Annotated in this window: 9 protein-coding genes; 6 read left to right on the top strand and 3 right to left on the bottom strand. The window is 64.2% G+C overall.

Annotated elements, in window-relative coordinates:
- Window positions 1-22: 22 nt before the first annotated feature.
- Window positions 23-781: a sulfite exporter TauE/SafE family protein gene (locus CTR2_RS19485; RefSeq protein ID WP_087081755.1), complete on the bottom strand. Its 759-nt coding sequence runs from the start codon at window positions 779-781 to the stop codon at window positions 23-25.
- A 147-nt stretch (window positions 782-928) separates the two neighbouring features.
- On the opposite strand from CTR2_RS19485, the gene CTR2_RS19490 reads away from it, so the two are divergent.
- The 6 genes from CTR2_RS19490 to CTR2_RS19515 all read left to right on the top strand — a co-directional run bounded on the left by CTR2_RS19490 (window position 929) and on the right by CTR2_RS19515 (window position 8404).
- Window positions 929-1834 carry a LysR substrate-binding domain-containing protein gene (locus CTR2_RS19490; RefSeq protein WP_087081752.1) on the top strand — a complete coding sequence of 302 codons (906 nt, stop codon included), beginning with the start codon at window positions 929-931 and terminating at the stop codon, window positions 1832-1834.
- 27 nt (window positions 1835-1861) lie between these two features.
- Complete coding sequence (gene trhP / locus CTR2_RS19495) at window positions 1862-3250, top strand: prephenate-dependent tRNA uridine(34) hydroxylase TrhP (protein WP_087081750.1); 1389 nt, start codon at window positions 1862-1864, stop codon at window positions 3248-3250.
- 155 nt (window positions 3251-3405) lie between these two features.
- Window positions 3406-4266: a ParB N-terminal domain-containing protein gene (locus CTR2_RS19500; RefSeq protein ID WP_087081748.1), complete on the top strand. Its 861-nt coding sequence runs from the start codon at window positions 3406-3408 to the stop codon at window positions 4264-4266.
- Between the two features lie 257 nt (window positions 4267-4523).
- Window positions 4524-6740, top strand: coding sequence for a TonB-dependent receptor family protein (locus tag CTR2_RS19505; protein WP_087081746.1), 2217 nt, complete (start codon window positions 4524-4526; stop codon window positions 6738-6740).
- 61 nt (window positions 6741-6801) lie between these two features.
- Entirely contained in the window at window positions 6802-7908 is a 1107-nt protein-coding gene (locus CTR2_RS19510; RefSeq protein ID WP_087081744.1) for a PepSY-associated TM helix domain-containing protein, read from the top strand.
- 106 nt (window positions 7909-8014) lie between these two features.
- Entirely contained in the window at window positions 8015-8404 is a 390-nt protein-coding gene (locus CTR2_RS19515; protein WP_087081742.1) for a VOC family protein, read from the top strand.
- A 77-nt stretch (window positions 8405-8481) separates the two neighbouring features.
- On the opposite strand, the gene CTR2_RS19520 is transcribed toward CTR2_RS19515, so the two are convergent.
- Window positions 8482-11403, bottom strand: coding sequence for an aconitate hydratase (locus CTR2_RS19520; protein WP_087081740.1), 2922 nt, complete (start codon window positions 11401-11403; stop codon window positions 8482-8484).
- Window positions 11404-11571: 168 nt separating this feature from the next.
- Complete coding sequence (locus tag CTR2_RS19525; protein ID WP_087081738.1) at window positions 11572-12711, bottom strand: CaiB/BaiF CoA transferase family protein; 1140 nt, start codon at window positions 12709-12711, stop codon at window positions 11572-11574.
- Between the last annotated feature and the right edge of the window lie 56 nt (window positions 12712-12767).

Here is a 12767-nt window from a genome sequence, read left to right on the forward strand (position 1 = left end):
CTTGCTGCTAAGGCCCGGCCACTCAGAAACACAGGTAGCCCCCCAGGGCCAGCAGACTGAGCATCAGCAGCTTCCGGAAAAGCTCGGGCGAGAGCTTTTCACGCAGCAGCTCGCCCCAGCGCATGCCGGCCAGAGCCGGAATCAGCATCAGGGCCGAAGCCAGCAGTCCCAGTCCCATCTCCTTCGCCTGCGTGCCCAGGCCTTGGCCCTGCCAGAGCAAACCGGCCCCCAGAGCCAGCGTGGAGGTGGTAAAGCACAGGCCCATGGCCTGCATGAGTGCGGGACGGGACAGGCCCAGCGACTGCAAAAAGGCCACGGCTGGCACGACAAAGACACCGGTCACCGCCGTGATGGCTCCCGTCAGCAGGCCGCATACTGCCCCCAGCCAGGCCTGGTGCGGCGCCGGCGTCTGCCAGCGCAGGCCCGACAGCCCCCACAGCGCGTACATCACCAGCGCCAGGCCCAGCGCCGGCCTGGCTGCGGGCAGACTGCCGACTCCACCCCAGAGGGCCACACCTCCCAGCGTGCCCAGCACAATGCCCAGCTGCATCCAGCCCAGTCTCTGCAGCAAGGGCCGCAAGCCGGCCACGGGCCGCATCTGCACCAGATTCGTCACCAGCGACGGCAAAAGCAGCAGGGCAGCCGCCTGCGCGGGCGGCATGAACACCGCCAGCAAGGCCATGGAAACCGTGGGCAGCCCCAGTCCCACCACGCCTTTGACACAACCCGCCAGTCCAAACACGGCAATGGCTGCCGCAGCCATCCAGCCTTCGTTCCACATCTTCAATCCTTCGTATCATCCGAACCATAAAAGCCAAGCAGGAATCATCAACACCTTGCATGACGCCGATAATCCAGCGACAGAAGGCGCCTGACCAGCGGGATTTGCCAAAACCAGACTTCGTATAAACCTTAGACTTGAACCCCCATGCGCTTTGACCTGACCGACCTCCAGCTGTTTGTGCACATCCTCGACAGCGGCACGCTGACGGCAGCGGCACAGCGCAGCCATCTCACGCTGGCATCGGCCAGCGAGCGCGTGCGCGGCATGGAGGCGCTTCTGGGCACGGCACTGCTCATTCGCAAGGCACGCGGCGTGCAGCCCACGGCTGCGGGCCATACCCTGGGCCAGCATGCGCGCCAGGTGCTCAGCCAGATGCAGCTCCTGCGCGGAGCCATGGGCGAATTCGGCGCCGGCCTGGCTGGGCAGATCCGGCTGCGCGGCAATACCTCGGCCGTGCGCGAGCATCTGCCGCTGGCCGTCAGCGGCTTTCTGCGCCAGCATCCGCAGATTGCGCTGGAACTGCAGGAATGTCCCAGCAGCGAAGTGCTGGCCGGACTGCGCCAGGGCCTGTGCGATATCGGCGTGGCGGCCTGGGATGCCGAAGACAGCAGCGCCCTGGCAGGCCTGCACTGCCAGCCCTGGAGGCCGGACCCGCTGGCTGCCGCATTGCCGCGGGGCCATGCGCTGGCCGGACGCCCGCAACTGAAACTGGCCGAGCTGCTGCACGAGAACTGGGTCGGCCTGCCACGCGACTCCGCCTTGCAACAGCTGCTGCAGAAACAGGCCTTGCGGATCAACGACAGGCTGCTGCGCATCCAGGTCCAGCTGCAGCATTTCGAGGGACTGTGCCAGCTCGTGGGCCAGGGCGTCGGCATTGCCGTGCTGCCGCTGGCCGCCGTGCAGCGCCACGGCGCCGCCACCGGCGTGGTGGCCGTGCCGCTGTCCGACGTCTGGGCGCAGCGCCAGCTGCTGCTGTGCACGCCCGCCGCGACGGCCTCCCTGTCATTGCCTGCGCGGCAGCTGCACGCGCAGCTGCTACAGACCGCGTAGCCTTAGCAAGCCACGGTGAAAAGCGCTATGCGGGACAATAGCGCCATCATGACCCTCAAAGCCCCCGAACTGCTGCTGCCTGCCGGCTCGCTCGACAAGATGCGCGCCGCCTACGACTTTGGTGCCGACGCCGTCTACGCCGGCCAGCCGCGCTACAGCTTGCGCGCGCGCAACAACGAATTCCGCCTGGAGCAGATCGGCCAGGGCATTGCCGAGGCCCATGCACGCGGCAAGAAGTTCTTTCTGACCAGCAATCTGATCGCGCACAACGACAAGGTGCGCACCTATATCCGAGACATCGAGCCCATCATCGCCATGAAGCCCGACGCCATGATCATGGCCGACCCCGGCCTCATCATGATGGTCAAGGAAAAGTGGCCCGAGCAGGAAATTCACCTGTCCGTGCAGGCCAACACCACCAACCACGCCACCGTGAAGTTCTGGCAGAAGATGGGCGTCTCGCGCATCATCCTGTCGCGCGAGCTGAGCCTGGACGAGATCGAGAAGATCCGCCAGGAATGCCCCGACATGGAGCTGGAAGTGTTTGTGCACGGCGCGCTGTGCATCGCCTACTCGGGCCGCTGCCTGCTATCGGGCTACTTCAACCGCCGCGACCCCAACCAGGGTACCTGCACCAATGCCTGCCGCTGGGACTACAAGACGCATGACGCGGCCGTGGACCCCAACACCGGCGAGGCGCTGGGCCAGACCATGGAAAACGGCTTCAACTTCGAAGAAGCCAAGAACGATCTGGACAACCAGTTCACCAGCACCTGCGGCGACCAGCAGCGCCATCCCAAGGCCGATGCCATCTATCTGCTCGAGGAAAAAGGCCGCCCCGGCGAGATGATGCCCATCATGGAAGATGAGCATGGCACCTACATCATGAACTCCAAGGACCTGCGCGCCGTGGAGCATGTGGAGCGCCTGACCAGGATCGGCGTGGACTCGCTCAAGATCGAAGGCCGCACCAAGAGCCTGTACTACGTGGCCCGCACGGCCCAGACCTACCGCCGCGCCATCGACGACGCCGTGGCCGGACGCCCGTTCAACCCGCATCTGATCACCGAGCTCGAAGGTCTGGCCAACCGCGGCTATACCGGCGGCCTGCTGGAGCGCCGCCCTGCCAACGACTACCAGAATTACGAAACCGGTCACAGCGTGCTGCAGCGCAGCCACTTCGTGGGCGCGGTGCGCGGCTGGGCCGACGGCATGGCCGAGATTGAAACCATGAACCGTTTCGCCGTGGGCGACACCATCGAAGTGATCCATCCCCAGGGCAACCGCCAGGTCAAGCTGGAGAAGATGTTCAACCTCGAAGGCCAGCCCGTGGAAGTCGCACAGGGCAACCCCGTGCGCGTGCGCATTCCGCTGGACGGCCCTGTGGAAGGTGCGCTGATTTCGCGTCTGCTGTAAGCTCGACCGGCTTTGCTTTTCCAACGCCCCATACGCTGGGGCGTTGCTCTTTTCTCTATAGCTGCTTTCGCTCGTATCCTCTTGAATTCAAATTGAATTCATGCTGAAAATCAACGATAACAAGCGCAAGCAGCTCCTCAATTTGAAGAACACACATGGAACTGAAGATTGACGAAGGCCTGAAGGCCTATATCGACCCTCTGACCCCGGACGAGCACGAATCGCTGGAGCGCAGCATCCTCGCCGAAGGCTGCCGCGACTCCCTGGTGGTCTGGGGCGATCTGCTCATCGACGGCCACAACCGCTACGGTATCTGCCAGAAGCACGGCCTGCCCTACAACACCGTGCAGGCCACGCAGTTCAAGAACATGGACGACGTGCATCTGTGGATGATCGACCAGCATCTGGGCCGACGCTCAGTCTCCGACTTCCAGCGCGGCGTGCTGGCGCTGCGCAAGCGCGAGATCATTGCCGAGCGACGCGCTGCGGCAGCCGCTGCCGTAAACGCCGCCAAGGCCGCCCAGCCGGCCAGCGAGGAAGCGCCCTGGGAAGGCGAGACCGACCCCGTGGTGGCCCAGGCGCTGGCCAGCGTGGCCAAGGTGCCCGACGAAGCGCTGGACACACGTGAAGCCCTGGCCCGAGCCGCCCGCCTGTCGGCCGGTCAGGTCAAGATGATCGAGACCATCCAGGAAAAGGCCGCGCCCGAAGTCGTGGCCGCCGTCAAGGCCGGTGAGCTCTCGCTCAATGCCGCAGCCGTGGTCGCCACTCTGCCCGAGGAAGAGCAGCAGGCCGTGGCCGCCGAAGGCGCCGATGCGCTCAAGCAGGCCGCCAAGCGCGTGCGCGATGCCAAGAAAAAGCCCAAGGCCGCCAAGCCCGAAGCCGAAGAATCGGCAGAGGCCGCGCCAGCCGCCAGCCCCGAGGAGCTGCAGGCCCGCGTCACCGAGCTGGAGGCCGAGAACGAGCGCCTTCGCCTGCAGGTCAAGACCTTGCAGGACCTGCTGGCCGAACAGGGTTAAGCGGCCCTCTCGCCCGGCTCCCGCACGTAGCTTCCCCGGACGGCCAGATTGCCGGACGGGGAAGCTGTTTTTTTGTGTCTCAACATAACCACACACAGCCAAATGACAGCAATTCTCATTAATATCTGCGCCTGCCAATAAACGCCACATAGCCCCCTCCGGCCCCGACTGAAGACAAGAGATGCCGCCAGCGCAAGGCTGGGGGCAGCGCGCTGTTCATGCCAGCCAGGTGCTGTGTGCCCTCCTCTACAACACCTATGGCTAACCTCCATCTTTCCGACTCCCCCGCTTTTCGCCTGAGCAGTGCCGCCGCTGCCGTTGCCGCAGCCCTTGGCGTGCTCGCCAGCCCCGTTCATGCACAGACGGCCAGCGCCGCAGCTGCCGAAGCCGCCCTGGACTCGGTCACCGTCACCGGCAATTGGCTGGATGGCGATATGTCCAGTGCCGAGAAGGTGCTGGAGCATCCAGGCGCCCGCACCATCGTCGAACGCGAGCGCATTCAGGAAAGCGGTGCCACCACCTTGCGCGAAGCGCTGCGCCTGGTGCCCGGTGTGCAGGTTCAGGACAGCAACGGCACGGGCGGCAGCGATATCTCCCTGAACCTGAGCGTGCGCGGTCTGACCGCGCGCCTGTCGCCACGCTCCTATGTGCTGCAGGACGGCGTGCCCGTCTCCTATGCTCCCTACGGTCAGCCCCAGCTGTCGCTGGCACCCGTGGCGCTGGGCAATCTTGACTCCATCGACGTGGTGCGCGGCGCAGGCTCCGTGCGCTACGGCCCGCAGAACGTGGGCGGCATCATCAACTTCACGACGCGTGCCATTCCCAAGACCTTTGCGGCGGAAGCCTCCATCGGCACCGAGATCTACAGCCACGGCGGCAACGTGAAGACCTCGCCCAGCTTCTTTGTGGGCGGCACCAACGATTCAGGCCTGGGCCTGGCCGTGCTGTATTCGGGCACGCACGGCAAGGGCTGGCGCAGCAGCAACGACAAGACCGACATCGACGATCTGCTGGTCAAGGGCAGCTACAAGCTCAGCAACAACAGCAGCATCTCCGCTTCGCTGCACCACTTCGAGGGCAAGGGCCAGATGCCCGGCGGCCTGACCACGGCGCAGTACGCCGCCGACCCGTTCCAGAGCACGCGCAACTATGACCAGTTCACGGGCCGCCGCACCGACGGCTCGCTCAAGTACAGCTACAAGGACGGTCGCAACAACTTCGAAGTGCTCAGCTACTACGTGGACTCCTTCCGCGGCAGCTATATCGAACGCGACGCCACCGGCGCCAATGCCGGCAAGCGCAGCCTCACGGCCGCACCGCGCGACTACAGCTACTACGGCGTGGAGCCGCGCTACTCGCGCATTTTCGAGACCGGCTCCGTGGTGCAGGAAGTCAGCGTGGGCTATCGCTACCTGAAGGAAAAGAGCTCCGAAACGGCGCTGGCCACTTCGGGCTTCTATGTGCCCGGCCAGGTCGATGCCATGGCTCTGCCGCTGAACACCACCCAGACCAGCCAGGGCGGCACCACGGCCAATGCCTTCTATATCGACAACCGCATCGATGTGGGCAACTGGACCATCACGCCCGGCGTGCGCTACGAGCGCATCCGCTCCTTCAACAATGTGGTGGACTACAAGGGCGCGACCGCAGCGGCCATCTATCCGACGGCGGCCGCCAACGAACTGCTGCCCACGCTGTCGGTGCTCTACCGCGTCGACAGCCACTGGTCGGTGTTCGCCAATGCCGGCAAGTCCTTCGGACCCCAACAGTACGCACAGCTGGCCCAGTCGTCCAACAACCAGCTCTACCCCGAATCGGCCAAGACCTATGAGCTGGGCACGCACTACAAGAGCGACACCTGGAACGGCGAGCTGACGCTGTTCAATATCGACTTCAACAAGGAGCTGTTCCTGGACCGCCCGGGCGACGGCACCGGCAACGGCATCTGGACCGATCTGGGTGCCACGCGCCACCGTGGTCTGGAATCGGCGCTGCGCTATGACTTCGGCAAGAACTACCCGGCACTCAAGGGCCTGTCGCTGGGCATGAGCTATACCTTCACCCAGGCCACCAGCCAGGCCGGTCCTTTCGCAGGCCGCGACCTGCCGCTTTATTCGCGCCACACGGCCGGCCTGTCGGCACGTTATGCGATGGAGCGCTGGACCTTCAATGCCGATCTGAACGCCCAGTCCAAGCAACGCTCGCCCGGCACGCCCGGCACCAGTGCCAAGCCCAATTCCTACATCACGCAGGAAGATGCCAACGGCAATCTGGGCGATATCCCGGGCTTTGCCATTCTGGGCCTGCGCACCAGCTACCAGGCGGGCAAGGAGCTGAACAATCTGCGCCTGACCGTGGGCATGAAGAACGTGTTTGACCGCCGCTACTTCACCCGCTCCACCGACAACAACGGCGGTGGCAAATACGTGGGCATGCCACGCACCCTGTACGTTCAGGCCACCCTGCCGTTCTAAGCGGCGGCCCCGCGAGTCCGTCTCAGGACCGGTCACGCGGGGCATCACAACATCACGCGCAATGACTTCGCTCCGTTCTCTGTGGCTGCGGCTGCACCGCTGGTTTGCCCTGAGCCTGGGCTGGATTCTGATTCTGGCCGGACTCACCGGCACCCTGCTCATCATCGGCCAGCCGCTGGACCGCATGGCGCACCCCGAGCTGTTCCAGGCCCGCACGACACAGGCCCAGCAGGCCGCAGCACTGACGCCGATACTGGCCAGAGCCCATGAGGAGTTCGGCAGCAAAGCCACTTTGCGCTTCCGGCTGCCTCAGGAGACACAGGACAGCCTGTGGCTGCGCGTTCAGGCGGCCAACTGGCGCGGCACCATCTACCTGGACCCTGTGACCGGAGCGGAGCAGGGCCGGCGCGGCGAGACCGAGGGCTTTGTCAACACGCTGTTCAAGCTGCACAGCACCCTGCTACTCGACGCCAATGGCAAGGCCATACTGGCCTGGACCACGCTGGCCTACGTGCTGCTGCTGCTGACGGGCGTCATTCTCTGGTGGCCCAAGCGCTGGCCGGGCAACTGGCGCATAGAACTCAACAAAAGCCTGGTGCGCGCCCTGTTCGACATGCACCGCATCGGCGGCGTGATCATGGGCCTGCTGATCGCGGTGTCGGTCGTCACCGGTGCCTATATGGCATGGCGGCCGCTGGGCGACTGGCTCAATGTGCTCAGCAGCAGCAAGGCAATCAAGCCGCCCAAGCTGCCCGCACTGGCTGAGGAAGGCACCCTGCCCGCCGATGTGGACGCCATGCTGGCCGCAGCCCGCGCGGCCATGCCCGATGCCCAGGCCAGCTTCGTGCAGCTGCCGCCCAATGCCAAGCAGGCCGTACGCATCCGCTTTCGCGCCCCCGACGAACCGCACCCCAACGGCATCAGCTCGGTATGGCTGGACCCGCGCAACGGGGCGGTACTGGACGTCAGGCGCTGGAACGAACTCGACCCCGGCGCTGCGGCGGTGGCCGTGGCCTATCCGCTGCACACGGGCGAGCTGGGTGGCGTGCTGATGGAAATCCTGGCCGGCCTCAACGGCCTGGTGCTGGGCGGCCTGGGCATCAGCGGAATCTGGCTCTGGTGGCACCGCCGCAAGGCCAGAAAGCTTGCGGCCCAGAGAAAGTCCTGAAGGAGCCAGGCTCGGATATCCCTGTTCAGGGCCGGGTCTGCTTGCATCACAGCCTCTGCGGCCTCAGCATCTGCACTTCCACCGATGAGCAGACAAGGAGCTGAAGATGGCTATGAATCCCGTTGGCTGGTTCGAGATCTACGTGCAGGACATGTCGCGCGCCAGGAGCTTCTACGAAGCCGTGCTGGGCTGTCAGCTGCAAGCGCTGGCCATACCGGAAGGCGGCGAGCACCCCGATATGGAGATGTGGGCCTTTCCCGGGCAGCCGAACAACGCTGGCGCCACAGGGGCGCTGGTCCGCATGCCGGAATGTCCGTCTGGCGGCGGCGGTACGCTGGTCTATTTCGTCTGTGAAGACTGCGCCGAGCAAGCCGCCCGCGTCGCGCGCAACGGCGGCAGCCTGCACCGCGACAAGGTCTCCATAGGCCCTTATGGCTTTATTGCCCTGGCCATCGATACCGAAGGCAATATGTTTGGCCTGCACTCGATGAAATAGGACAGACTGGCGCCAGCCCACGCAAAAGGCCTGCCTCCGAGGAGAGCAGGCCTTTTTTACGTGGCAAGCGGGCGCAATCAGGCCAGCAGTTGCCTCAGCACATAGGGCAGGATGCCGCCATGGCGGTAGTAGTCCACCTCGATGGGAGTATCAATGCGCAGCTTCACGGTCACGGTTTTCTTGCTGCCGTCGGGCCTCGCGATCACCAGCTGGGCATCGCTTTGCGGCGCCAGGTCGGCAGCCGGGATCACATCGATGAACTCCTCGCCCGTCAGACCCAAGGTTTGCCAGCTGTCATTGCCCTTGAACTGCAGCGGCAACACACCCATGCCCACCAGATTGGAGCGGTGAATGCGCTCGAAGCTGCGCGCCACCACGGCCTTGATGCCCAGCAGTTGCGTGCCCTTGGCCGCCCAATCGCGGCTGGAGCCCGTGCCGTATTCCTCGCCGGCCAGCACCACCGTGGCACGACCCGCGGCCTGGTACTTCATGGCCGCGTCGTAAATGGCCATCTTCTCGGTCTTGCCATGGTCGTCGCGGAACAAGGTGACACCGCCCTCCTCGCGCGAGCCGTCGGCGGCTGCGGGAATCATCAGGTTCTTGATACGCACATTGGCAAAAGTGCCGCGCATCATCACCTCATGATTGCCCCGACGCGAGCCGTAGCTGTTGAAGTCGGCCTTTTGCACGCCATGCTCGAGCAACCACTTGCCTGCCGGTGAAGACTCCTTGATGGAACCTGCAGGCGAGATATGGTCGGTGGTGATGGAGTCACCGAACAAGGCCATGATGCGGGCGCCGTGCACCGCGCTGGAGTTAGAGCCTTTCTGACCTGCAGCGCTTTCTCCATCTGCGGATGGCGCTTTCAAATCCAGAGCAAAGTCGGTAAAGAACGGCGGCTCGGCGATATAGGTGCTCTCGGGCCAGGTATAGGTGGAGCCCGTCACACCCCGAATCTTTTCCCAGAGCTTGCCTGGCTCGCTGGCCACCTGCTCGTAATTGCTGCGGAAGGCCTTGCCGTTCATGGCGAACTTGAGCAGCTCCTGAATCTCCTCGCTGCTGGGCCAGATGTCGCCCAGATACACGTCCTTGCCGCCCTTGCCCTTGCCCACGGGCTCGGTCATCAGGTCCTTGCGCACCGTACCGGCAATCGCGTAAGCCACCACCAGCGGAGGACTGGCCAGGAAGTTGGCCTTGATATTGGGGTGAATGCGGGCCTCGAAATTGCGGTTGCCCGAGAGCACGGCCGAGCAGACCAGATTGTTCTGCGTGATGACGGCATTGATCTCGGGGGTGAGATCACCCGCGTTGCCGATGCAGGTGGTGCAGCCGTAGCCTGCCAGCGCAAAGCCCAGTTTTTCCAGATAGGGCAGCAAGCCCGCCTCGGTCAGATAGCGGGTGACCAGGCGGGAGCCCGGGGCCAGCGAGGTCTTGATATGCGGCTTGACCTTGAGGCCTGCCTGCACTGCCTTCTTGGCCAGCAGGCCTGCGGCCAGCATGACGCTGGGATTGGAGGTATTGGTACAGCTGGTGATGGCTGCAATCAGCACATCGCCGCTGCCGATATCGAAGCTCTTTTCCGGCGCTGCAACCGCATGGCTGGCATCCACAGCAATCGCACTGGCCTCGACCTTGCCGGTCTCGGGCGTGTTGCTCACCATCTCGGCCTTGTTGCGCTCCGCACCGGCCGACAGGGGTTTGCTCTCGGGCTGCAATGACTCGGGACCATCGGGACTCACCACGTGGCGACGCGCCAGTTGATCGGCAGGAAGATTGAAGCCATTCTGGGCCACGGGAGCGCTGAACAGCTCGTCGAACTGCCCGGCCACATGGCCGATCTCGATGCGGTCCTGCGGGCGCTTGGGCCCGGCCAGACTCGGTGCCACCTTGCCCAGATCCAGCTTGACCACATGCGAGTAATCGATTTCGCCGGCCTTGGGCACGCCAAACAGCTGCTGGGCCTTGAAGTAGGCTTCGAAGGCCTGGATCTCACTCTTGGTGCGTCCCGTTCCCTTGAAGTACTCGATGGTCTTTTCATCGACAGGGAAGAAACCCATGGTCGCCCCATACTCAGGGGCCATATTGCCGATGGTGGCGCGATCCGGCAGCGAAAGGCTGCGCGTGCCTTCGCCAAAGAACTCGACGAACTTGCCGACCACTTTTTCCTTGCGCAGCAGCTCCGTGACGGTGAGCACCAGATCGGTGGCAGTCACGCCTTCGCGCAACTGGCCGGTCAGTTCGAAGCCCACCACATCGGGCGTGAGGAAGTACACGGGCTGGCCCAGCATGGCCGCCTCGGCCTCGATGCCACCCACGCCCCAGGCCACCACGCCTATGCCGTTGATCATGGTGGTATGGCTGTCGGTGCCGACCAGCGTGTCGGGGTAATACACCGCTTCACCCTTGCCACTCCTGGCCTTGTGCACGCCGCGCGCCAGGTATTCCAGATTGACCTGGTGCACGATGCCGAAGCCCGGCGGCACGACACCGAAGGTGTCGAAAGCCTGCATGCCCCATTTCATGAACTGGTAGCGCTCCTGGTTGCGCTGGAACTCCAGCTTCATGTTCAGGTCCAGCGCCTTCTTGGTGCCGAAGTAGTCCACCATGATGGAGTGGTCCACCACCAGGTCCACGGGCACCAGCGGCTCGATGGACTTGGGCTTCTTGCCCAGCTTGGCAGCGGTGCTTCGCATGGCTGCCAGGTCGGCCAGCAAGGGGACGCCGGTGAAGTCCTGCAGCACCACGCGCGCGACGACAAACGGAATCTCGTCGACCCGCTCGGCCTTGGGTTGCCAGCGCGCCAGCTGCGCCACATGCTCCTCGGTGATCTTGTTGCCATCACAGTTGCGCAGCACCGATTCGAGCACGATACGAATCGAGACCGGCAGGCGCTTGATCTCCGGGAACTGCTTGGTCAGGGCCGGCAAGGAATAAAACTTGCCCTTCTTGCCCTCGGCCAGTTCAAAGGACTTCAGGGTTTTGGCAAAAGCATGCGACATCGTGAGACTCTCCATGGACAGAACACAGGGGAAACGCTTTTGCATTCCATTGTGCACACAATGCCCGTGAAAAGGGTGGGAAAGGGCGCCGGCAGTGCAAACCGGCTCACATGGGCGCAGAAAAAAGAAAGCCCGCGCTGGGCGGGCTGGAGTCGCGCTGAAGCAAGCTCAGGCGCCGGTGTCCGGCAGAAACTCCTCTCCTTCGCTCAAGGGCGCAAAGCGGTAGCTGGCCGGCGTGCGGCTGAGCTTGACCGGAGCGCCCAGCCCCTGGTATTGGCCCATCGTCACCACCATCTCGCGGTGCACGGTATGCGGATGCTCTAGCGCCTGAGCGACATCGAGCACCGGCGCGGCAGGCACGCCGATGGCCATCAGCTCGTCGGCAAGCTTCACGCCATCGAGCGGCGCAAACGCCTGCTCCAGCAAGGGCTTGAGCTCGGCACGATGGACAGAACGCTGGCCTGCGGTGGCAAAGCGCTCGTCCTGCGCCAGCCCCTCCTGCCCGACATGCTGGCACAGCAACCGGAACTGCCTGTCGTTGCCCACGGCCAGAAAGATGGGGGCACCGCCCGTGCTGAGAACGTCATAGGGATAGATATTGGGATGTGCATTGCCCGAGCGCTGCGGCACCTTGCGTCCCATGAACCAGTTGGCCGCATGGGGATGGAGCAGCGACAGCCCGGAGTCGTAGAGCGAGGCATCCACCAGTTGCCCCTGTCCGCTGCGCCCCCGCTCGTGCAGGGCCAGCAGCACGCCTATGGTGGCATTCAAACCCGTCACCATGTCCACCACCGGCAGTCCCACGCGCAGCGGGTCACCGTCGGCTTCGCCATTGATGCTCATGATGCCGGCCATGGCCTGGATGGCGGCGTCGTAGCCGGGCAGGCTTCCCAGAGGGCCGTCGGCGCCGAAGCCCGTGACGCGGCACCAGATCAGATGCGGCAGCTCTTCTCGCATCTGCTCATAGCCTATGCCCCATTTCTCCATGGTTCCGACCTTGAAGTTCTCCACCACCACATCGGCCTCGGCCATCAATGCGCGCACGCGCTGCTGGCCTTCGGGCGCGGACAGATCGAGAAACTGGAGGCGCTTGTTGCGGTTCAAGCCGAAGTAGTAGGAGGCCACGCCATCGCGAAACGGAGGCCCCCAGGTGCGGGTGTCGTCGCCCTGCGGCGGCTCCACCTTGAGCACATCGGCGCCATGGTCGCCCAGTATCTGGCCACAGAACGGCCCGCCGAGAATGCGTGACAGATCAAGCACCTTGACGCCCTGCAGGGCTCCGGCGCCAATCGAGGCTGGATTGTGCATGTTTCACTTTCCGACAGAATGCGGGCCCATGGCCTGCGTGTTGATCAAAGATTGCT

Origin of the sequence: Comamonas thiooxydans, assembly GCF_002157685.2 — a bacterium.
Lineage (GTDB): Bacteria > Pseudomonadota > Gammaproteobacteria > Burkholderiales > Burkholderiaceae_C > Comamonas > Comamonas testosteroni_H.

What these genes read in the sequence shown, in the direction of transcription:
- CTR2_RS19485 (WP_087081755.1), bottom strand. Translation starts at nt 781, where the DNA reads ATGTGGAACGAAGGCTGGATGGCTGCGGCAGCCATTGCCGTGTTTGGA.
- CTR2_RS19490 (WP_087081752.1), top strand. Translation starts at nt 929, where the DNA reads ATGCGCTTTGACCTGACCGACCTCCAGCTGTTTGTGCACATCCTCGAC.
- trhP (WP_087081750.1), top strand. Translation starts at nt 1,862, where the DNA reads ATGCGGGACAATAGCGCCATCATGACCCTCAAAGCCCCCGAACTGCTG.
- CTR2_RS19500 (WP_087081748.1), top strand. Translation starts at nt 3,406, where the DNA reads ATGGAACTGAAGATTGACGAAGGCCTGAAGGCCTATATCGACCCTCTG.
- CTR2_RS19505 (WP_087081746.1), top strand. Translation starts at nt 4,524, where the DNA reads ATGGCTAACCTCCATCTTTCCGACTCCCCCGCTTTTCGCCTGAGCAGT.
- CTR2_RS19510 (WP_087081744.1), top strand. Translation starts at nt 6,802, where the DNA reads ATGACTTCGCTCCGTTCTCTGTGGCTGCGGCTGCACCGCTGGTTTGCC.
- CTR2_RS19515 (WP_087081742.1), top strand. Translation starts at nt 8,015, where the DNA reads ATGGCTATGAATCCCGTTGGCTGGTTCGAGATCTACGTGCAGGACATG.
- CTR2_RS19520 (WP_087081740.1), bottom strand. Translation starts at nt 11,403, where the DNA reads ATGTCGCATGCTTTTGCCAAAACCCTGAAGTCCTTTGAACTGGCCGAG.
- CTR2_RS19525 (WP_087081738.1), bottom strand. Translation starts at nt 12,711, where the DNA reads ATGCACAATCCAGCCTCGATTGGCGCCGGAGCCCTGCAGGGCGTCAAG.